This is a genomic window from Telluria antibiotica, assembly GCF_011682055.1.
GTDB lineage: Bacteria > Pseudomonadota > Gammaproteobacteria > Burkholderiales > Burkholderiaceae_D > Telluria > Telluria antibiotica.
This window is the reverse complement of record NZ_JAAQOM010000014.1, coordinates 210827-232495: the sequence shown is the minus strand read 5'-3', so window position 1 is coordinate 232495 and position 21669 is coordinate 210827. Positions and strand designations below refer to the sequence as shown.

Annotated in this window: 12 protein-coding genes; 4 read left to right on the top strand and 8 right to left on the bottom strand. The window is 62.7% G+C overall.

The window, feature by feature from the left end:
• Window positions 1–73: 73 nt before the first annotated feature.
• From HAV22_RS22525 to HAV22_RS22510, 4 genes are all read right to left on the bottom strand, one after another.
• Entirely contained in the window at window positions 74–2950 is a 2877-nt protein-coding gene (locus HAV22_RS22525; RefSeq protein WP_229421361.1) for a TonB-dependent receptor, read from the bottom strand.
• 581 nt (window positions 2951–3531) lie between these two features.
• Window positions 3532–4560, bottom strand: a complete 1029-nt coding sequence (locus HAV22_RS22520) for a LacI family DNA-binding transcriptional regulator (RefSeq protein WP_166862005.1) — start codon at window positions 4558–4560, stop codon at window positions 3532–3534.
• A gap of 13 nt (window positions 4561–4573) precedes the next feature.
• Window positions 4574–6115: a tryptophan halogenase family protein gene (locus tag HAV22_RS22515; RefSeq protein ID WP_166862004.1), complete on the bottom strand. Its 1542-nt coding sequence runs from the start codon at window positions 6113–6115 to the stop codon at window positions 4574–4576.
• A gap of 521 nt (window positions 6116–6636) precedes the next feature.
• Window positions 6637–6969 carry an H-NS histone family protein gene (locus tag HAV22_RS22510; RefSeq protein WP_166862003.1) on the bottom strand — a complete coding sequence of 111 codons (333 nt, stop codon included), beginning with the start codon at window positions 6967–6969 and terminating at the stop codon, window positions 6637–6639.
• A gap of 163 nt (window positions 6970–7132) precedes the next feature.
• Here HAV22_RS22510 and HAV22_RS22505 point away from each other — a divergent pair, with 163 nt between their 5' ends.
• Both HAV22_RS22505 and HAV22_RS22500 read left to right on the top strand, forming a co-directional pair.
• Window positions 7133–7279 (top strand): hypothetical protein, encoded by a 147-nt coding sequence (locus HAV22_RS22505; protein WP_166862002.1) that lies wholly within the window; start codon window positions 7133–7135, stop codon window positions 7277–7279.
• 500 nt (window positions 7280–7779) lie between these two features.
• A complete protein-coding gene (locus HAV22_RS22500) occupies window positions 7780–10374 on the top strand; it encodes a cellulase family glycosylhydrolase (RefSeq protein ID WP_208296319.1) in 2595 nt (864 codons plus the stop codon).
• A 1121-nt stretch (window positions 10375–11495) separates the two neighbouring features.
• Here the strand turns inward: HAV22_RS22500 and ssb are convergent.
• A complete protein-coding gene (ssb, locus tag HAV22_RS22495) occupies window positions 11496–11996 on the bottom strand; it encodes a single-stranded DNA-binding protein (protein WP_056437874.1) in 501 nt (166 codons plus the stop codon).
• A gap of 467 nt (window positions 11997–12463) precedes the next feature.
• Here ssb and uvrA point away from each other — a divergent pair, with 467 nt between their 5' ends.
• Window positions 12464–15313 carry an excinuclease ABC subunit UvrA gene (gene uvrA, locus HAV22_RS22490; protein WP_166862001.1) on the top strand — a complete coding sequence of 950 codons (2850 nt, stop codon included), beginning with the start codon at window positions 12464–12466 and terminating at the stop codon, window positions 15311–15313.
• A gap of 78 nt (window positions 15314–15391) precedes the next feature.
• Here uvrA and HAV22_RS22485 read toward each other — a convergent pair whose 3' ends face one another.
• The 3 genes from HAV22_RS22485 to HAV22_RS22475 are packed head-to-tail and all read right to left on the bottom strand — an operon-like array spanning window position 15392 to window position 20376.
• On the bottom strand, window positions 15392–16624 hold the full coding sequence (locus HAV22_RS22485; protein ID WP_166862000.1) for a cyanophycinase: 1233 nt from the start codon (window positions 16622–16624) through the stop codon (window positions 15392–15394).
• 1 nt (window position 16625) lies between these two features.
• Window positions 16626–19379 carry a TonB-dependent receptor gene (locus HAV22_RS22480; protein ID WP_166861999.1) on the bottom strand — a complete coding sequence of 918 codons (2754 nt, stop codon included), beginning with the start codon at window positions 19377–19379 and terminating at the stop codon, window positions 16626–16628.
• A gap of 34 nt (window positions 19380–19413) precedes the next feature.
• Window positions 19414–20376 (bottom strand): MurR/RpiR family transcriptional regulator, encoded by a 963-nt coding sequence (locus tag HAV22_RS22475; RefSeq protein ID WP_166861998.1) that lies wholly within the window; start codon window positions 20374–20376, stop codon window positions 19414–19416.
• A 153-nt stretch (window positions 20377–20529) separates the two neighbouring features.
• Between HAV22_RS22475 and HAV22_RS22470 the strand changes: the two genes are divergently transcribed.
• Window positions 20530–21648, top strand: coding sequence for a succinylglutamate desuccinylase/aspartoacylase family protein (locus HAV22_RS22470; protein WP_166861997.1), 1119 nt, complete (start codon window positions 20530–20532; stop codon window positions 21646–21648).
• Window positions 21649–21669: the final 21 nt, after the last annotated feature.

The following is a 21669-nucleotide window of genomic DNA, read 5'->3' as shown; positions in this document are numbered from 1 at the left end:
TCGATCCCCAAAGCAGAGACCCTCTGTCCGCAAGCCGTGCGACCTGCGGACAGACGGGTCGCGGTACGCGTTATCAGTGGAACTTGTAGTTCATGCCCAAGAGGATTTGTCGGCCGTAGGTGTTGTAGTCCTTCGGCTGCGCAATTCCATTGAAGCCGGTGCCGTCCTGGATACTGCGATCGGGCGCATTGGTGACATTCCCCACCTGGAACAGGAACTGCAAGCCCTTGGCTGGTCCGTCCTGAAGCTCGTAACTCGCCTGCAGGTCGATCTTGTTCTGAGCCAGCGTCCGGTACAGAGAAGTGGATCCGAACAGGTAGGCGTACTCTCCGCGATAGTCCGAACGATAGCGATCGCTGACCCGGAACGAATAACCGTGGTCCTCGTAGTACAAGGTCAGGCCCGCCACCACTTTCGACAGCCCTGGCAACGTTTGCCAGGCCTGGGTCGAATCGGGACCGCTCACCTTGATGGAACTGTCGGTATAAGAAGTCGTCGCGATCACACCGAAACCCGACAACGACGGATGCAACAGCCCGCCATCGAGCGCCGCGCTCAGTTCGACGCCGCGCACACGGCCGCCCTTGCCGTTCGTCTGCGTCGAGTACGGACCGATATTGGAGGCCGGTACCACTGCCGGCGTCGGGTTGATGAAGCTGCTGAAGTCGTACGGAATGGTGGATTGGTAAATGTAGCTGTCGAGCTTCTTGTAGAAGAATGCGCCCGCTATATAGCTGCGTTTGCCGATATATTGTTCCAGCGACAGGTCGAACGATTTCGCGCGCCAGGGCTGCAGTTTCGGATTGCCGCCCCCACCGGACCATTGGTGGGAGGTCGGGTCCACGCCCACCGAAGCCGACGCATTCATGTCGTCGATGCGCGGTCGCGCCATAGTCTTCGCCAGGCCAAGGCGAAGCTTGCGATTGCCGCCGATGTCCGCTGCCAAATTCAGGCTGGGCAAGTAGTCGTTATACGACGCGCCCGGATCGATGGTGCCGATGGGGTGTCCCTGGCCATCGAACGCGTACGCAGTGGAATCCTGCTTGCTGTGGACAGCCTGGACGCCGACGTTGCCTTGCACCGGGATCTGACCGACCGCGGTGTCGATGTCCAGCTTGACGTATGCAGTGGAAATCTTCTCGTGGACGCCGAAAATCTTGCCGTAGTCCCCGCCCGGGCCGAGGCTCAGGTTGCGCTCCAGCGTATAGTATTGGTCGGTGACGGCGTTGACGTCATAGCTCAGGACGGAGGGAACGCCGACGAAGGCGAGCGAAGTCGGCGTAGTCAACAGAGACGGCGACACTTGCTGGCTCAGCGAGCCGTCCGCCATCCGCGCGAAATACACGCTGAAATCGCGAGTCTTGTCGCGGCGCGTGACATTGAGGCCGACATCGATATTGTTGAAGATGCCCCAGTCGACCTCTCGTGTCCCATGCAGCCTGACCGCACGGATGACGTCATTCTGCGTATTGAATTGCTTTCTGCCCAGCTGGGGCGTCTTGCCGCCCCAGCCTGCGGCATCGGTCAGCTGGATGGTTCCGGGGTCCGACAGCGAAGACGAGAATGAAAACGTCGGGAAGCCCGGGCCCGTTGGCGTGACGAGGGACAAGGTCGGCGAAGTGGCCGGACCGGAGTAGGTTTCGTAGATCGCTTCCGCGCGGCGGGCGTTGGAGTAGCTCAGATCGGCAATGGCGTGCCAATCGCCAATCTTCTTGTCGACATTCCACCCGGCCGATTTCAACGCGTCGTCGCGCCGGTTGAAGTCGTTGCGGACGACCACGTTGGGGACGAAGCCGGTGGTCACCGACGTGACGACCGACTGGCCGCCGACGGCCGTTGTGCCGACATTGCTGAAAGTACTGCTTGGCACGCCCCAACCGTCGCCGATACTTCCCATCAAGCCGCGCATGACCTCGACTTGCTTGAACTTCGAGTAATACAGGTCCAGGGTGCTGTGCAGATCGCTGTTCGGACGGTACTCGAGAGAGGCCATGAGGCCATCGCGCTTATCGTTCCGCGAAAGGGCTTCGGCCTGGAAGCCGGACAGGTAATACGCGTTACCCGGGCTCGTGCCGGAAACGGGACGGCAGCCCCAATCGGTCTGGTGCGCGATACAGTTACTATCCGTCTGCCAGCCCCACGTCTGGTACTCGTGCTGTTGCCCCGGCGCGTCCAGGTGTGCATAACCGATGGCGAGGCCGATGGTCCGGTCCGCGAACTGGTCGATATACGAAAGGCTATAGCGCTTGCCATTCCCCGACGTTCCTCCGTAACCATGATTTTGATTACCGAGGGAATTATGTTCACCGCGGACGTTCACAACGACATTGCGCTGACGGAACGCCAGCGGCCGCACCGTGTCCAGATCCACCGTACCCGACAACCCCTGCCCGAGCAGGGCCGCGTCGGGCGTCTTGTAAACGACGACTGCCGACACCAACTCGGCGGGATACTGGTCGAATTCCACACCGCGATTGGTGCCGACCGATGCCTGCTCGCGACCGTTCAGAACGGTACCCGCGAAATCCGGAGCGAGGCCGCGGATGGCGATAACTTGTGCACGGCCGTTGACTTGTTGCGCCGCCAGCCCCGGCATACGTGACATGGCTTCCGCAATACTGACGTCCGGAAGTTTGCCGATGTCTTCCGACGTGATCGCTTCAATGATCGAGTCAGAGTTCTTCTTTTTATTGATCGAGCCTTCGATACCGGCACGAATGCCCGTCACGACCACGGACTGCACCTCCGGTGCGCCCTGAGATTGACCTGAACTCGCATTGTCCGCCTGTTGCGCCACCGCTGGGGCTTGGGCCAGGGTCAGAGTTCCGCCGAGCAGACCTGCGCATACCGCTGCAATCGGCCGCAAGCGAAAGCACGCGGGCCCAGCGGATTTATTATTTGTTTGATTCATCTCGGCGCGTTTGGACAAACGGCCCTCATTGGTAGTCATACCCTGTCTCCTTCGGTATTGATATTGATGTTACGGCAGATGACCAGAATCGCGGCGTTCAGGCCGACCGTTCGTCCGGTCGGCAAATCGCTTGCGGCGCCGGACATCTGCATTCCGGCACCGTGTTCACGTTTTACAACACATAATTGGAATGCATTCCAATTTTTGTCGGCATTACCTGCTTTCGATCGATCGGCACAACGATTGTCGGAGCAGCGTGCCAATGTTCGAGAGGCAACTGGCTGGAGCGATCGATCCGGTCGTTGCCCTCTCCGCTTTAACGCCAGGGCAGAGGCGGATTGGAATGCATTCCACTTTTTATCTAATGCATACAGAAGGCGGTCTCACGTCATGCAAGCGATGGCTGCCTTTGCATCTTATTTACGGATGCGTCTCAACCGTCATGAATATCGAAAGAATCGAAATATCACCCAGGATCGCCGATGCGAATCGGTCGATCCAAATATGATTGGAATCGATTCCATTCATGGCAAGCAGTATAGATATACATTCTGCCCCATGTCAATGCCAGCGATGCTACCTGTCGTTTTATTGAAAATCTATCGATGCCCGCGCGGCGGCTACGCGTCTGCCGCCCCAAGGTCCGGCGCTTTTGCCAGCGAATCGCGACATGTCATGCTGATCGGGAATCGCCGTTCAACCGGCCGCCTCAACTGATAACAATGGTTGAGCAAGGCGTTGACCGCGCTAATGACGACTTCGCGCCAGGGAATATGTACGGTTGTCAACGGAGGCGCCAAGAACTCGGCGAGGGGCGTGTCGTCGTAGCCGACGACCGAGACGTCGCGCGGCACTGCGATGCCTGAGACATGGAAATGTGATATCGCGCCGGCCGCCATTTCATCGTTGGCACAAAAAAGCGCGGTAAACTTGTATCCGGACGCAAGAAGCTCCCTCGCCCCATCCCGGCCGCCTTCGGTAGTGAAGTCGCTCTCCGTCATCCATACGGCTGACACGTCGATGCCGTTCGCCGCCAGTTCCGAGAGAAATCCATCGACGCGCTCGACGTTGTCGGGAGAAGTCGACGGGCCTTGGATAACGGCGATCCGACGATGGCCATGCTCCAGGAATGCACGTGCCGCGAGCATGCCCCCGCGCCGGTGGTCAATTGCAAAACACTGATCGGGGATGCCGTTCAAGTGTTGGTTCATGACGACCATGCGGGACTCTTTCTTGACGAACGCCAGGATATCCTCGTCGGACAGCGCACCGGTCATCACGATGATGCCGTCGCAGCCGCGCTCCAACAGGAATTCGATGCCATCAATTGCCTGGCGTCGCCCATCGCCAGCTCCTGAGCCGAACGCAATGACCGTGTTTAGGCCGACCTCCCGCAACACCATGTCGATCGCCGAAAGGATGGGCGCGAAAAACGCCCCCTTCAACGCCGGGATGTAGACACCAATCATCTTCGACGATCCAGACAGCAGCGATCTTGCCGCATGCGATGGGCGATAATCCAATTGTTCGATCGCCTTCTTGACGCGTTCGAGCGTCGCCGGCGACACCGAACCTTTCCCGCTAACGACACGCGACGCAGTTGCCGGACCAACGTTTGCGAGTCGGGCAACATCCTTGATCGTGGCCACGATTCCCTCGAAATTAACTAACTAATCCGGAACGCCGGACCGGATTCGCCGCCAAAGCGGCACAGTGTTTGCGAATGAATTCCGCATGGGTGGGCATGACATCCACGCATTTCCGGATGACTGCCTGAACGTCGGTGACGAATTTGCGGACCTCGTCGTTCGAGCGCTGATCGACCAGCGGATGATAGCTGCGCGGCCGGAGCCCCTGGCCATGCATCACCTGCACCCAGCTGACGTCGGTAAACAATTCCTCACCCGTGCGCACGGTTCGGCCGTGACTTTGGAATAGGTCTATCTTGCCTTGCAATGTTACCGGAATCTCCATGTCACGACAATAAGCCCAGAACGCCGAGTCTTTCCGCTCATTCAGCTTGTAATGCAAGATAAGGAAGTCACGGATGCTCTCGTATTCAAAATCAACCTGGGCATTGAAGGCATCGATCTCGGCACGATCGAACGTTTTGTCGGGGAAGAATTCGACCAGGCGAGCAATTGCCGTCTGAATCAGATGAATACTGGTAGACTCGAGCGGCTCGAGAAAACCGCCCGACAATCCAATCGCTACGCAGTTCTTATTCCATCCCTTTTTTCGCTTGCCTGTGGTAAAGCGAATATGACGCGGCGAGGCCAGCGGCTTGCCATCGAGATTGCGCATCAGAATCTCTTCGGCTGTCTTTGGATCCATGAAATCGCTCGAAAAGACGTGGCCGTTTCCGATCCGATGTTGCAGCGGAATGCGCCATTGCCAACCAGCCGCACGCGCAGTTGACCGCGTGTATGGCAATAATGGGTCAACCGACTCGCAGGGCACGGCAATCGCGTGATTGCACGGCAACCAGTGGCTCCAGTCCTCGAAGCCCGTGTGCAAGGCCTTTTCGATCAGCAGTCCAGCCATGCCGGAACAGTCCACGAACAAATCCCCTGCGATACGGTCGCCACTTTCCATGACGACCGCCTCGATGAAGCCGTCCTCGGCACGCAGGCACGTAGCGACGATCTTTCCTTCGATACGGACCACGCCGCGTGCTTCGCTATAGCGGCGCAGATATCGGGCATATAAGCCGGCGTCGAAATGGAAAGCGTAGCCGATATCCGCTACCGGCGAGTCCGGAACGCTCTGGACGTCGCGCATGAACTTGGCATGACGCGGCGCCAGCGTATTGATCGAGAACTCACCGAGATCGGGCGCCTCACCGGCCTGATGCAGTTTCAGCCAATATTGATAGAACTTGAGTGCGCCCAGATCTCGCCCAATCTTGCCGAAGCCATGGAAATACGACTCTCCGCTATTTTTCCAATCGACGAATTCGATTCCGAGCTTGAAGGTGCCTTGGGTGTTACGGATGAAGTCATCCTCATCGATGCCGAGCGCATGATTGTAATTGCGGATATTCGGGATAGTGGCTTCGCCGACGCCGATCGTCGATATTTCGTCGGATTCGACCAGGCGCAGACGATATCCGCCCGGCAGCAGACGCGACAAGGCGGCAGCCGTCATCCAACCGGCCGTACCGCCTCCGACGATCACTACGTCTCGCACGCAATTACCGTTCATGTGCATCCTTTTGATATGCTACAACGATTGCTTCTGCCGCGATTGGCTGATGAAGCACGGCCGCCTCCATCCGGAAGCTCGCCCGTGTTTCAATCGCAAGGGCATGGCGACATGAAGAACCGACGGTGGCCATCACGAGGATGGCGCGAACCTCATGGCCCGCGTCGAGACTCCGTTTCAGCCGCACCCAGTGCATACATCATTCAAAAAGCACATTGTAAGCGGAAAATTGGAATCGTTCTCAATTTTTTATGCAAAATATGAGCGGCCCCTTTTTTGTGTCAATGTTTCACTCTTGGAGCGGCCGCGGCCACATTCCGACCATCAGAGGCGCAGCCCGAGCCGTACCGCTCAGGGCCGGAGGACACATCCCGACCCGGAAGCAATATGACGTGGGGCGACGAGACGGCACGACCGGGTAGGGACAGCGGTGTCTCAGGACTACGTAGGATATCCGGAGGTCACAGCGGACTGCGGAGACTGCCTTAACATCCGATGTGGTTACGGAGTACGGGCACGCGTCAGAGAATCCTGAAGTCGTCGAGGTTGCGGCCGTTCGCCAGCGCCTCGCCGACCCACTTCGGCTGCCGACCGCGGCCAGTCCAGGTTTGCTGGCTGTCAGCGGGATTACGATAACGCGGCTGAACCGCGCCTGGCTTACCACCCTTCGCTTTCTTCTGGGTAGTGCCGAGCAGCTCTTCCACCGACAGACTTAAGCCCTGTGCAATCGAAAGGATTTGGTCGCGCGCCCTTCCCAGCTCCTGCTGGTGACGCACGGTGATTTCATTTTCGACATCGGCCCCCAATCTCCTGAGTTCGTTCAGGCCATAGGCCGACAGATCGAACTTTGCCATTTTCATTTCCTTTTCAGTATGGACGGTAAGCTTGCGTGAAATGTGAATTTTACTACCTGCTCTCGTGCCGGAGGTGGCCCATCTTGATCTGAGACATCATCCGTGCGGTGACTGCCTGCTCACCCCCAACATCACCGGTCTCCTGATCCACACGAATCAATGAATGCACTTCCTGCAGGAAATTTCTTTCCATATTCTTAACATTGGAATCGTACAGATCTATGGCGCTCCCGGTTCATGGCGCGACGCGATCCGGGTCGTCGAACAAGTTACCGCACTAAAAGCGGAAACATTTTTTCAGTTGACTTGAAAACATCCCGTAGCTACAATCGGTCACAAATATTGGTAACGATTCCAATTTTGAGTGATGCAATCGACAAAGTTGCACGCAAGGAGACACAATGTTTTGCGACACCCTGGCTATCGCGACTGCCTTCGCACAGGCGGTCTTTGTCGCTACCGCTCACGACGACGGTGGGCGCCCTCGGATGTCGCGGGCGGAGCGAAGTCAGTGATACGTGTCGAGCCAACCTGCGCTTCCAAGCAATGATCGCCTTGGGCGCCGCGTTGACTGATGCTGCGGCGCCGGGACTGCGCAAGCAAATGCCCAAGGAGCAGCGTGCCGCTCTCCTCTAAGAGCTGTTCAGCCCGTCGCGGGTAACGCGAAATCCTTAGTTCCTTATTGACAATAGAATCGCGATGTAAACATGCTTTTTGCGACAAAATTGGAATGCATTCCAATTTTTTATTTCTTGCTTAAACCGATACACATACATGGAATCGGTTCCAATTCAACGACGGAGACAAGACATGGATCAACAATGGTTCCCGCGACGCGCTGCCGGCCGCATGGCGCGCTATGCGCGTGCCACCCTGCTGGGTAGCCTGATTGGTGTGGCCTTGCTGGGTGGCTGTAGCGGTGGCGGTGGCTCGAGCGGTGCCGCAGCAGCATCGCCCAGCGCCCCCACCCCGACGCCCACCCCGGACGCCCAGGCGATACTGAAAGCCGACGGCACCCAATGGGTGGATGGCACCGGTAAGCAGGTGTTACTCAAGGGAACGAACCTCGGCAACTGGCTGGTGCAGGAGTTTTGGATGATGGGCCAGGGCGGCAACGGCGTGACCGACCAGTGCACACTGGAGGCCAAGCTGACCGAACGCTTCGGATACCAGGAGAAGGAGCGGCTCATCAAGCTCTACCGCGACAGCTGGATCACCGAGCGCGACTGGGATCAGATGAAGGCGTTCGGCTTGAACCTCGTGCGCCTGCCCATCCTGTGGAGCGTCATCGAAGACGAGAAGAACCCCAAGACCCTGCGCGCCGATGCCTGGACTTACCTGGACTGGGCCATTGCCCAGGCCAAGAAGCGCGGCATGTACGTCATCCTCGACCTGCACGGCGCCGTGGGCGGCCAGACGCTATATAACCCCACTGGCTGCGCCGGTCAGAACAAGTACTGGACGGATACGGTTGCCCGGGACCGCACCCGCTGGCTGTGGCAGCAAATTGCCAGCAGGTACAAGGACGAGCCCGTCGTGGCCGCCTACGGCCCGCTCAACGAGCCCTGGGGCTCCACCGCGGCCGACATGGTCACCCGCGTGCAAGAGCTTTACCAGACCATCCGCGGGGTGGACACCAAGCATATCGTGCTGTTCCCCAGCTATGCCGACGGCAGCATCGATGCCTACGGCAACCCGACCGCCAAGGGCTTCACCAACGTCGCGTTCGAGATCCACCCCTATCCGGGAATTTTTGGCGACCGCCCCGGCGACACGCCCTACATGATCCACCGCGACTGGCTGCGCTGCGGCCAAACCGGCACCACCGGCGTGTGCGCCTACAACAAGCAGGTGAGCGACCTCAAGATTCCTCTGTTCGTGGGCGAATTCCAGCCCTGGCAGGGCGCCGGCCTGGACCTGGGCGGCCAGATCGCCCGTGCCACCTACGACACCTATACCAGCTACGGCTGGGCGGCCACCTCGTGGGCCTACAAGTTCGTCAGCGCGCGGGGCGGCTCGGGCAAGGGCACCTGGGGCATGGTCACCAACGCCGAGAACGACAACCTCGACACTGGCGCCCGCCTGGTCGCGAAGGCAAGCACGTGGGACTGCGCCGGCTGGGACTCCAGCTTCGCCAACGCCTGCGCCGTCAAGGCGGCCACCTTCAAGGTTGGTGGCACCGGCCCAAAGACCTACTACTTCGTCATTAAAACCGGCGCCAACAGCGACAGCAACCCCGACGTCACTTTCGACAAGATCAGCATCGTCGACACAGCCACCAACGCCGAGCTCATCACCAACGGCAACTTCGGCTCCAACACCGGCTGGACGACCCTCGCCATCAGCGGCAGCCTGAACCTCGACTTCAACTACGCCAGCGCCGGCAAGACCCCCACCGGCAGCGACGGCAGCGTGCTGCGTGTGACGCGCCCGAACGGCGCCATTGGCGCAATCAACGGCGGCGTCTACCAGGCCATCACCCTCCAGGGCGGCAAGACCTACACGCTCAGTGGCGTGTTCAAGGACAACGGCAGCGCCAACACCTGGGCCGAGATTTATCTCGTCGACAAGGCTCCCGTGGCAGGTCAAGACATCGTCGACACGACCGGCATGGTCGACTTCACCACCGCCTCCGAGGCCGCCATCGAGAATCTATTCAAGGGCTATGCCACCCAGGCCTACGAAGTCCACTCCGGCCTCGCCCAGTGGCTGGTGAGCACCACCGCGCCTGAAGTCTTCCAGTTGCCGGCAGTGCCGACCGGCCTCAAGCTCGTCGAGGGCGCCAGCGGCAATGCGCTGACCTGGACGGCCAGCACCGACGCCAAGGTCACGGGCTACAAGGTCTACCGTGCCAGCGGCGCCGCGGGCAACTACACGCTGCTTGCCGACAAGGTGGCCACCGCCAGCTACACCGACACCACGGCCGCGTCGGGCACCACCTACTTCTACGTGGTCTCCGCCATCACCGCAGTGAACGAGAGCTACTACAGCGACTCGGTCGCCACCACGCTCAAGTACGTGCCGGTGCCCGGTCTCATCGAGGCCGAAAACCTCACCTCCATGAGCGGCGTGCAACTCGAAGCCTGCTCCGACGTCGGCGGCGGACAGGACGTCGGCTATTTCGATCCCGACGACTACATCGAGTTCAAGATTAGCGTCGCCACCGCCGGAAACTTCACCATCGACTACCGCCTGGCGAGCGCCAACGGCAGCACCGGCTTCGAAGTCTGGCTGGACGGCGCGAAGGCCCTTGACGTGATGGCCGTGCCCAATACCGGCGGCTGGCAGACCTGGGCCACCCTAACCAGCGCGCCCTTCGCCATGACGGCCGGCAATCACACGCTCCGCTTCAAGTCCATCGGCAACGGGTGGAACATAAACTGGTTCAAGGTGAACGCGCGATAGCCCATTCGACCCGTCGTCCGGCGAGTCGACCCGGCGCCTCTGGCAACAGGGGCGACCGATATCGCGACGAAGCAAGGCTCAAGAGGCCTTGCAGGCGTCACGGGAGTTGGCAGTGTCGAGCTCCACCTTGGCGACTTTCCACGGCGCCTGAAGGCCCAGTGCGGCGGTGAACAGGGACTCGACGTGAAGGGACATGGGAGAGGCTTCTAAGTCACACGCCACGCACAGCGAGGCTCAGGAACACACACGCCCCGTGGATTTGTGGACAGGCCCGCTGGCGCGGGCTTCCCGACTGAGCGCCTGCGGCGCTCACCTGTGGACGGCCGGATGCACAACCCTGCGGGTTGCCCACTCGCCCGACCACAGGCCGTCGGCTGCCCACATGCTCCACCGGGCTCGACGACGCCCTTGTCATAAGCAGTCAAATTCCACACGAAACGACGAGGGGCCTGTTCTACGATCTTTTCGCGATCGGCCGTGGCGGTGGGAACGGGTTTACGGCTGCGGTATCGGAGCACGAGGAAATGGAGCGGCTTGGTCTGTGTGAGTTGAGCACCAGGTGCGCTCGGCCTCCAGCAGGTCTGGATGCCACAGCAATCAGGACGTCACCCCGGCCTTGAGGTCCTTGCGAATCGCCTGCGGAGTCTGGCCGTACAGCGGCTCCTTTCGTTGCTTGCAGCACATGCGAGCCGCTGAAAGTGGACGCGCCGCTACGGCGGCATCACCACGGAAGCCTTTCGTCGCCCAGGTCGATGTCCAAGACGTCGCCCTCATGGAGGCGGAGCTTGTACCCTTGCGCCGCGGTGCCCTCGAAGAAATCCACCGAAGAGATCGTCTTGTCGTCCCAAAGGTTGCCCTTTGCGGCGAGGTCCGCATTGTGCTTAGTGTCGACGTCCTTGCCAGCACTGTGCCGCCAAAGGATCCGTCCCAACTGCGTTCGCAGTCCTTGGCGATGCTGCGGTTAAAGCTGGGGGATATGCGGGTCGCGGTCTTACGCTAGCAGAAATATGAACAAAAAAAGGGAGAACTTTACAGTTCCCCCGTCTCTTCTTTTCCTTGTATTCTCAAGCGAAAGCCTCTACAAACCTACCAAAAACTTTACACTTTCGAACACCCGCTCGCTAGAACGGAATATCGTCATCCATGTCCGAGAAGTTCGGCGCCGGTTTCGGCTGCGGACGTGCGGCCGGTGCCGGCGGGGCCTGGCGCGGGGCCGGGCGGCTCGGCGCGGCGTCGTAGCCGCCCATGTCGTCGCCGCCACCGTAGCTGTCGCCGCCACCCATGCCCTGGCGGCCGCCCAGCATCTGCATGTTTTCAGCGATGATGTCGGTGGCGTAGCGCTCGATGCCGTCCTTGTCCGTGTATTTGCGGGTCTGCAGACGACCTTCCACGTAGACCGACGAACCCTTCTTCAGGTACTGGCCCACGATCTCGGCCAGGCGGCCGAAGAACGAGATGCGGTGCCACTCGGTCAGCTCTTTCTGCTCGCCCGTGTTGCGGTCCTTCGATTTGTAGGACGTCGCCACGGCGATGTTGGCGATGGCGTCGCCGCTCGGCATGTAGCGGATTTCCGGATCGCGGCCGAGGTTGCCGACGATGATGACCTTGTTGACTGATGCCATTTTGTAAAGCTCCTTTGGATAATCCCTGACTCTGCGTACTGACTAAGCGTGAGGGAACAGTTGAAAATTCATCCGCTATTATGCTGGCCAGTTGCACCAGAAAGCAACTGATTCCGCACCGAGCGGACAGTCGGTTTTACTGCACCCGATCAGACCTCGAAGATGAGGGCGAAGTGCCCGGATTGGAAGAGATACGCATCAATACGGCCGACAAAAAATTTCGGGTTTCTGGTACGTCTGCCATTGAATTGCCCCGTCCGCGGACCACATACGGAACACACGCGGCATCGTGCGCGCGGCACGTCTTGACAAGTCGTCATATCATGCTGCCAAGCCCCGCAGACTTTTTCGAGCACCGGCATACCACTGTAAATAAAAACAGGTAAACTAGTGCGCTTTCCCGTTCGGCCCGCTCATGAGCATCCCGTGCGCCGGCCCCGCAACCATTCGAAAGCCTTCAAACAACAATGGAAGAAATCCGTATCCGCGGCGCCCGCACGCACAACCTCAAGAACATCAATCTTGACCTGCCGCGCAACAAGCTGATCGTCATCACCGGCCTGTCGGGTTCCGGCAAGTCGTCGCTCGCTTTCGACACCCTGTACGCCGAAGGCCAGCGCCGCTACGTCGAATCGCTGTCCGCGTACGCGCGCCAGTTCCTGCAGCTGATGGAAAAGCCGGACGTCGACATGATCGAGGGCCTGTCGCCCGCCATCTCCATCGAGCAGAAGGCCACGTCGCACAACCCGCGCTCGACCGTCGGCACCGTCACCGAGATCCACGACTACCTGCGTCTGCTGTACGCGCGCGTCGGCACGCCGTACTGCCCGGACCACCCGGAAGAGCCGCTCGCGGCGCAGACCGTGTCGCAGATGGTCGATGCCGTGCTGGGCATGCCGGAAGGGACGAAGCTGATGATCCTGGCGCCCGTCGTGGCGAACCGCAAGGGCGAGCACAGCGACCTGTTCGAGGCGATGCAGGCGCAGGGCTTCGTGCGCTTCCGCATCCAGAGCGGCACGCACGCGGCCAAGATCTACGACGTGGACGACCTGCCGAAGCTGAAGAAGACGGAAAAGCACACGATCGACGTCGTCATCGACCGCGTGAAGGTGAATGCCGAGATCAAGCAGCGTCTCGCCGAGAGCTTCGAGACGGCGCTGCGCATCGCGGACGGCCGCGCCGTCGCGTACGAGATGGACACGGAGAAGGAGCACATCTACTCGAACAAGTTCGCGTGCAACGTCTGCGGCTATTCGCTGCAAGAGCTGGAGCCGCGGCTGTTCTCCTTCAATAACCCGATGGGCGCCTGCCAGGAATGCGATGGCCTGGGCCACATCGAGTTCTTCGATCCGAAGCGCATCGTCGCGTTCCCGAACCTGTCGCTGGCGTCCGGCGCCGTGAAAGGGTGGGACCGCCGCAACCAGTTCTACTACCAGATGCTGACGAGCCTCGCGGCCCACTACGGCTTCGACCTCGACAAGCCGTTCGAGCAGCTGCCGAAGTCCGCGCAGGACGTCGTCATGTTCGGCTCCGGCAAGACGTCGGTGCCGTTCGCGTACGTGAACGAGCGTGGCCGCACGGTGATCCGCGAGCACACGTTCGAAGGCGTCGTGAACAACCTGCAGCGCCGCTACCGCGAGACGGATTCGATGGCCGTGAAGGAAGAGCTGGCGAAGTTCATCAACGAGAAGGAGTGCCCGTCGTGTGGCGGCGCGCGCCTGCGCACGGAAGCACGCTACGTCAAGATCGGCAACGGACCGCAGCAACGCGCCATCTATGAAGTGGCGAAGACGCCGCTGCGCGACTGCCTGAGCTACTTCGACGGCCTGGAACTGACGGGCGCCAAGCGCGACATCGCGGAACGCGTCATCAAGGAGATCGTCGCGCGCCTGAAATTCCTGAACGACGTGGGTCTCGACTACCTGTCGCTGGACCGCAGCGCCGACACCTTGTCCGGCGGCGAAGCGCAGCGCATCCGCCTCGCGTCGCAGATCGGCTCGGGCCTGACGGGCGTGATGTACGTGCTGGACGAGCCGTCGATCGGCCTGCACCAGCGCGACAACGACCGCCTGATCGGGACGCTGAAGCACCTGCGCGACATCGGCAACAGCGTGCTCGTGGTCGAGCACGACGAGGATGCGATCCGCACGGCGGACTACATCGTCGACATGGGTCCGGGCGCGGGCGTGCACGGCGGCGCCGTGATCGCCGAAGGCTCGCTGAAGGACATCATGAAGAGCAAGGAGTCGCTGACCGCGGCCTACCTCTCGGGCAAGAAGAAGATCCACGTGCCGAAGAAGCGCACGCAGGCCGACCCGGACCGCCAGCTCGTCATCACGGGCGCGACCGGCAACAACCTGAAAAACGTGTCGCTGGAGCTGCCGGTGGGCCTGCTCACGTGCGTGACGGGCGTGTCCGGTTCCGGTAAATCGACGTTGGTCAACGACACGCTGTACCCGGCGCTGTCGCGCCACCTGTACGGTTCGCAGACGGAGCCGGCGCCGCACGACGCCATCCACGGCCTGGAACACTTCGACAAGGTGATCTCCGTCGACCAGGCCCCGATCGGCCGCACGCCGCGTTCGAACCCGGCCACGTACACGGGCGTGTTCACGCCGATCCGCGACCTGTTCTCGACCGTGCCGACGGCGAAGGAACGGGGTTATTCCGCGGGCCGCTTCTCGTTCAACGTGAAGGGCGGCCGCTGCGAGGCGTGCCAGGGCGACGGCGTCATCAAGGTCGAGATGCACTTCCTGCCGGACGTGTACGTGCCCTGCGACGTCTGTCACGGCAAGCGCTACAACCGCGAGACCCTGGAAGTCGAGTACAAGGGCAAGAACATCACGCAAGTGCTGGAGATGACGGTCGAGGATGCGCACGAGTTCTTCAAGGCCGTGCCGGTCATCGCGCGCAAGCTCCACACCTTGCTGGACGTGGGCCTCGGCTACATCAAGCTGGGGCAAAGCGCGACCACGTTGTCGGGCGGCGAGGCGCAGCGCGTGAAGCTGTCGCTGGAACTGTCCAAGCGCGACACGGGCCGGACACTCTATATCCTCGACGAGCCGACGACGGGCCTGCACTTCGCCGACATCGACCTGCTGCTGAAAGTGATCCACCGCCTGCGCGACCAGGGCAATACGCTCGTCATCATCGAGCACAACCTGGACGTCATCAAGACGGCGGACTGGATCGTCGACCTCGGTCCGGAAGGCGGCGCGGGCGGCGGCACGATCGTCGCGCACGGCACGCCGGAAGACGTGGCCAACAATCCGGCCAGCGTCACCGGCAAGTACCTCAAGCCGCTGCTGAAACAGTAGGGTGGACACCACGTGCCCACGTGCCCACGCGGACGCCGGCGCACTGCAAACATTCGCGTGGGCACAGGGGTGCCCACCCTACGGCGTATAAAACGGCTGGTGCACCCGCACCGGCCGTACATCCATCCGGATCCGGTAGACCGAATACGCATCCTCGCGGTTCGTCACGTATTCGGCGCTATCGGACACACGCGTAAACGTGAACTCGAAGCCGCGGTCCGGCGTTGCGCTGTCCGGTCCTTCGAACGCGACGCCGACGGCGCGCTGCAAATCGCTGTCCGCCAGTTTTTCCAGCAAATCCGCCACCGCCGTATTGCCGAGGATGTCCGTGTAAAAAATCGGCGCACGGTGCTCCACGTACCGCCTGTCCACGGGCTCCTTGCCGGGGCCGGGCACGTACTGGCGGCTGGCGAGGTTGAACCGGTCGCCGCTGTCCACGTAGCTGATGCGCGCATTCGACACGTTGAAGCGCGGCTGCGTCTTGTCCGTCGTGGCCTCCGCAAGGTCGAGCACGAGCGCGCCCCGATAACCGATCACGCTCACGTCGCGCCCCGGCCCCACGATGGCCGCGGTGACGACCGCCGCCGTGTTCTCGTCGATCCCCAGTCCCAGCGTATAACCCTTGGCCAGCATCGCGGGCAGCATGCGCGCGAAACGCCCGCGCGCGAGCAGGTGCTGGTCGACGAAGACGTCGGTGCCGATGAAGCCCAGGCCCGGCGCGATGTCCTTGCCGTCCACCACGCCGTTCTTCAGCACAGGCATCACTTCGAGCGGCGGATCGTAGAACATCGTCGCGCTCATGACGGCGGCGCCCGCGCTCGTGCCCGCGATGACGCCGCCGCGCCGGTACAGCGTCCACACGGCGTCCAGCACGGCCGTGTTGCTGCCATCCGCGCGCCGCAGCGATGCCGTGATGCGGGCTTGATCTCCGCCCGTGAAGAACACGCCGCCGGCCTTGCGCACGGCATCGGCCAGTGCGGGATCGTCCGCGGCCTTGCGGGCGGACGCCACGTCGTCCTTGCCGGCCAGCCGCGGCGCGACGGGGACGACGAACGCGCGCGCGCCGTAGCGCTTCAACGCGGCGACGGTGAGCTCCGCTTCCTTCGCGGGATTCTCCGCCGCCGTCGGCAGCACAGCAATGCGCGCGCCCTTGCCGCCCGCCAGCACGACGATGCGTTCCCACACTTCCGCGTTGTTCACGCGCAGGCCGCCGCCGATGATGACGAGCGAGCCTCGCGGCGCGTCGCCCGCCGCGAGCGCGCAGGCACACGCGACGGCCAGCGCCAGCGCGACGCACACGCGTTTCAGCATGTCAGCGGAACGAGTAGTTCACGCTCACGAACGCGCTGCGGCCGCGCGGGTCCGTGTAGCTCGGGTCGTACCCGGCCAGGAAGAACCAGGCCTGGTTCGAGAACGGCGGATCCGCGTTGAACAGGTTCAGGACGCCGGCGCGCACCTTGAGCTGCTTGCTGACCGTCCAGCTGCCCGTCAGGTCCCACAGCGAGTAGTACTTCACGTGGTTCGGCGGCAGCAGGGTGTCCGTGTACGGGTCGTAGGTCGTGTTCTGGTCCGTGTAGCCCATCGAGTACTGGTTCGCCAGCGTGAGGGCGACGGGGCCATTGTCCCATTCGAAGTTCACGCGGTGGCGCCACTTCTGGATCGCCTGGTCGTTCAGGAACACGCCCAGGTTCGTGCGGAACGGCTCCTGCGGACCGAACTGGCGGTCGTAGTGCAGGATCAGCGTGCCGGACAGGTTCACGCCGAAGCGGCCCCACGGTCCGCGCTCCGAGCGCCAGTCGCCGGCGATGTCGAAGCCGGACGTCCTGAGCTTGCCCTGGTTTTCCTTCATCAGCAGGATGTTCGAGATGAAGCCGTCTTCGTCGCGCTGGATGTACTTGCCGTTGTAGGCGGCCGGGTTTTCGATGATGACCTGTTCGCCCAGGGTGCTGATCACGTCGCGCTTCTCGATGTTCCAGTAGTCGATCGAGAGGCTCGTGCGCTTGACCGGTTCGAACACGACGCCCAGCGAGAACTCGCGCGATTTTTCCGGCTTCAGGTTCGGGTTCGAGCGGCGCTCGACGTTCCACTGGTCGGTACACGTGTCGATGCTGCCTTCCTGCGCCACGCATTGCGGATCGGTGAGGATGCCGGCCGTCGTGCCGAAGATCGTCGGGCGCTTCAGGTCCGACAGCGACGGCGCGCGGAAGCCCGTGCCGGCCGATGCGCGCAGCAGCATCGACTGCATCGGCTGCCAGCGCAGGCCGAGCTTCGGATTGGTCGTGTTGCCCACTTCGCTGTAGTGGTCGTAGCGCACCGCGAACTGCATCTCGAGTTCCTTGGTGAACGGCGCGACCACCTCGGTGAACACGGAAGCCACCTTCCTCGTGTTGTCCGCGGTCTCCACGTCGGCCAGCTCGCCGGCCGGGATCGTGCTGTCGCGGTCACCCTGGATGTTATTCGAGCGCAGCAGGTCCGACGGCCTGAACGTCTGGTGCTCGTGGCGCAATTCGCCGCCGACGGCCAGCGCCAGGTCGCCGCCGGCCAGCGTCGTCAAGGAGCGCGACATCTTGCCGTCGAGGGAGGTCGACACGCCCTTGGCATTGCGTGCGTCGTCGTTGATCCGGATGCTGTTGACGAGGTCCCGGCCGGCCTGCGACGACGGTCCGAACGGATTGATCAAGCCCGAGCGCACGCCGGCCTCGAACTTGTCGTACAAGAAGTAGCCGTCGACGTACGAGTCGATGGCCTTGTTCTCGGCGCGGCCCAGCGCCACGTCGTAGTCCCAGCCTTTGATCGTGCCCGTGGCACCCAGCAGCAGGCGCTGGCCGGTACTCGTCACGTCGTTGGAGCGGTTGCCCGCTTCCGCCATCCGGTAGCGGAGCCGGCTGACCGTGGCGGGCAAGCCGGGCGCCGACAGCGCGTTGCGGTACGCGTCCGGCAGGATGCTGACGGGCAGGTTGCGCAGGCTGGACACCGGGTTCGGCGACAGCACGTATTTGGTCTTGGCCTGCGTTTGCACCAGCTCCACGAACAGCTGGTTGTCCGGATCGAGCTGGAAGGTCGCGCGGCCGATGAAGCCGATCTTGCGCGAGTCCGGGTAGATCTCCGTGTCTTCCATGTAGTCGTAGCTGCAGCCGGCCACGCCGCCCGGGCCTTTCGGCGCATACACGGTTGCCGGTGGATTGCAGTTCGGCGCGCTCGGATTGACGCGCCGCGCGGTGGTACCCGCAGGCAGCAGGCCCGCGCCGATCAGGGCGTCACGCTGCGCGGCCGAGATGTCGATATTCGCCGGGAAGGTATTGCTGGACATCTGCGCCGGCAGGGTCGTCGCCAGCGGATGGTCGCGGATGAAGCGGCGCTGGCCCGAGCGGAGGCGGTCGAGCTGCTGGATGTCCAGCACGCCGAACACGTTGAAGCGGTCGGTATTCAGATCGCCCGTGCCGCCGCTGAGGCTCAGCGTCTTCTTGCCCGCCCCGCCCTGCTGCGTGCCCGCTGCCGACGCGGCCAGGTCGATGCCCGTGTAATCCTTGCGCGTGATGAAGTTGATCACGCCGCCGATGGCATCCGTGCCGTAGATCGCGGACGCGCCGTCCTTCAGCACCTCGACGCGCTGGATCGCGCCGGCCGGGATGTTATTGAGGTCGACGCCCGAGTTGTCGCCCGGCGACGCGAAGTTGGCGAGCCGGCGGCCGTTCAGCAGGATCAGCGTGGACGACACGCCGAGGCCGCGCAGGTTGGCGCCATTGAGGCCCCGCTGGCCGGACGTGCCGTCCGAGATGCTGGGGCCATCCGTCAGCGGCGCCGTGTTCGCGCTGATGTTCTTCACGAGTTCCGCGGCCGTCGTCGCGCCCATCTTCTCGATGTCCTCGCGCGCGATCAGCTGCACGGGCAGCGCCGTCTCCGTGTCGATGCGCTTGATCGACGAGCCGGTGATCTCCACGCGGTGCATCTTGGGCTCGTCCGCCTGCGCCTGCGCCTGCGCGTGCTGCGCCATCAGGGCCAGCGCCGCGGCGACGCCTGACGCCAGGACGGCGGGCCGCAACGTACTCGATATGTGCTTGGTCATGCAGTGCTCTCCCTTGGGTATCTTGGTGGGTGACTCAGGATGTCTTCGCGATGGGGCGCTTTTTTGCGCCCTCTTTTTTCTGCGTGCTGCGGACTTGGTGTTCGCCGTACAGGTAGGCGGCGATGGCTTCGGTGTGGCGCGCCGCCTTCGCGACGTTGGCCTTGTTGGACGTCATCAGCGACACGGCCAGCGCTTCGATGACGGCCAGCGCCGCGCTCGAACTGCTGGGCAGCACGGGATGCGCGCTGTGCGCGTACAGCACGTGGTGTCCCAGCTCGGCGAGCGGCGACGCGGGCGAATCGGTGATGGAGACGATGGCCGCGCCGGCGTCGCGCGCGAACCGCGTCAACGGGACGACGTCGAGCGTGTAGCGCGGCAGCGAGATCACGACCAGCACGTCCTTCGCGCCGACCGTCGCGAGGTGGCCGGCCGCGACCTCCGTGCCGCCGCTCGCCGCGACTTCCACGACGTGGCGGCAGAACGGCTGCAAATGCATCGCGAGCGCGCCCGCGAGGAACGACGACAGGCCGAACCCCAGCACGTACACGGTGCGGGCCTTCGTGAGCACCGTGCCCACGCGGTCGATCTGCGTGCCGGCCAGGGCGCCGCGCGTGGCCGTCAGCGCGGCCTCCGCATACCCCAGGCTTTCCAGCGCTGGCGACGCCTTCGCGCTGCGCCGCGCGATCGTGCTGCGCAGCTTTTCGACGGGCTGCAGCAGCGATTGCAGCGTCTCCGCCACCGCGCCGCGCATCGCCGCGTAATTCCTGAAACCGAGATCGCGCGCGAAGCGGCTGATGGTCGCCGTCGACACGGCGCACGCTTCCGCCAGTTCCTCGATGCCCAGCGCCGTCACACGCACCTGGTTGCGCAGCAGGTAGTCGGCGATCGCCCGGTTCGACGCCGAGCCCTCGGCCAGCACGCGCAGAAGGGACTGGCCGAGCGACGACTCGGCGAAACCGACGTCGGGCGAAGCGCTGGGCGGAGGACGAAGAGGCATCGCGTATGCATGTCAATAGATCAATATTTTTAAATGTAAAACAGGTCGGCGGCACAACTCAACAAGATTTTGAAAATTTTCTTTCATCGATTTACGTTGTGTAAAAATTCATACATAATCGGCCGCAGCCAGCGACGCCAGGAGACACGGCACATGCATACGACGACCCATCCGATCGCCACCGAAACCGGCAGCGCCAACTACCGGCTCACGTCGCACCACTACGGCGTCGCCGGCAGCGGCAAGAAGGTCTACATCCAGGCTTCGCTGCACGCGGACGAGGTGCCCGCGATGCTCGTGGCGCACGTGCTGCGGCGCGAACTCGAACGGCTCGACGCCGAGGGCCGCATCCACGGCGAAGTGATCCTCGTGCCGGCCGCGAATCCCATCGGGCTGTCGCAGCTCGTGCACGGCACGCCGCTCGGCCGCTTCGACCTGGCGACGGGCATCAATTTCAACCGGGGCTTCCGCCACGTCGCCGACGAATTGAAGAACGCACTGGCGGGCCGGCTCGGGCCGGACGCCGCAGCGAACGTCGCGACGATCCGCGAGGAAGCGCGCGCCGCGGTCGCGCGGTGGGAACCGGCCGGCCACATGGACACGCTGAAGAAGACGCTGCTGGCGCTGGCGATCGACGCCGACATCGTGCTCGATCTGCATAGCGACAACGAAGCGCTGCTGCACGTGTACACGGGCCCCGCGCTGGCGGAGCGCGTCGCACCGCTGGCGGCGCTGCTGGGCGCGCGCGCCTACTTGGTATCCGCCGGCTCCGGCGGCGAGCCGTTCGACGAGGCGTGCAGCCGGCTGTGGTGGGACCTGGCCGAACACGCCGGTGCGGCGACACCGATCCCGCCGGCCTGCGTGGCCGTCACCGTGGAACTGCGCGGCGAGATGGACGTGCGCTACGACTACGCCCAACAGGATGCGCACGCGCTGCTGCAATGGCTCGCGCGCGAAGGCATCGTCGACGTCCCGCAAACCGCGGTGCCCGCGCCGCTGTGCGCGGCGTCGCCGCTGGAGGCCGTCGAGCCGCTGCATGCGCCGCAATCCGGGGTGCTCGTTTTCCTGAAGGCGCTGGGCGATGCGGTGAAGGCCGGCGACGCCGTCGCCGACGTCGTCAACCCGGTGACGGGAGCAACGGCCACCGTGCGCGCCAGCCGCGACGGCCTGCTGTTCGCCAGCACCGCGCACCGCTACCTGCAGCGCGGCATGCACATCTGTAAAATCGCGGGCACGACGCCCTTCCGTTCCGGTTCCCTGCTGAGTCAATGAGGTCGATGCCCATGCGCCTGC

What these genes read in the sequence shown, in the direction of transcription:
- HAV22_RS22525 (WP_229421361.1), bottom strand. Translation starts at nt 2,950, where the DNA reads ATGACTACCAATGAGGGCCGTTTGTCCAAACGCGCCGAGATGAATCAA.
- HAV22_RS22515 (WP_166862004.1), bottom strand. Translation starts at nt 6,115, where the DNA reads ATGAACGGTAATTGCGTGCGAGACGTAGTGATCGTCGGAGGCGGTACG.
- HAV22_RS22510 (WP_166862003.1), bottom strand. Translation starts at nt 6,969, where the DNA reads ATGGCAAAGTTCGATCTGTCGGCCTATGGCCTGAACGAACTCAGGAGA.
- HAV22_RS22505 (WP_166862002.1), top strand. Translation starts at nt 7,133, where the DNA reads ATGCACTTCCTGCAGGAAATTTCTTTCCATATTCTTAACATTGGAATC.
- HAV22_RS22500 (WP_208296319.1), top strand. Translation starts at nt 7,780, where the DNA reads ATGGATCAACAATGGTTCCCGCGACGCGCTGCCGGCCGCATGGCGCGC.
- ssb (WP_056437874.1), bottom strand. Translation starts at nt 11,996, where the DNA reads ATGGCATCAGTCAACAAGGTCATCATCGTCGGCAACCTCGGCCGCGAT.
- uvrA (WP_166862001.1), top strand. Translation starts at nt 12,464, where the DNA reads ATGGAAGAAATCCGTATCCGCGGCGCCCGCACGCACAACCTCAAGAAC.
- HAV22_RS22485 (WP_166862000.1), bottom strand. Translation starts at nt 16,624, where the DNA reads ATGCTGAAACGCGTGTGCGTCGCGCTGGCGCTGGCCGTCGCGTGTGCC.
- HAV22_RS22480 (WP_166861999.1), bottom strand. Translation starts at nt 19,379, where the DNA reads ATGACCAAGCACATATCGAGTACGTTGCGGCCCGCCGTCCTGGCGTCA.
- HAV22_RS22475 (WP_166861998.1), bottom strand. Translation starts at nt 20,376, where the DNA reads ATGCCTCTTCGTCCTCCGCCCAGCGCTTCGCCCGACGTCGGTTTCGCC.
- HAV22_RS22470 (WP_166861997.1), top strand. Translation starts at nt 20,530, where the DNA reads ATGCATACGACGACCCATCCGATCGCCACCGAAACCGGCAGCGCCAAC.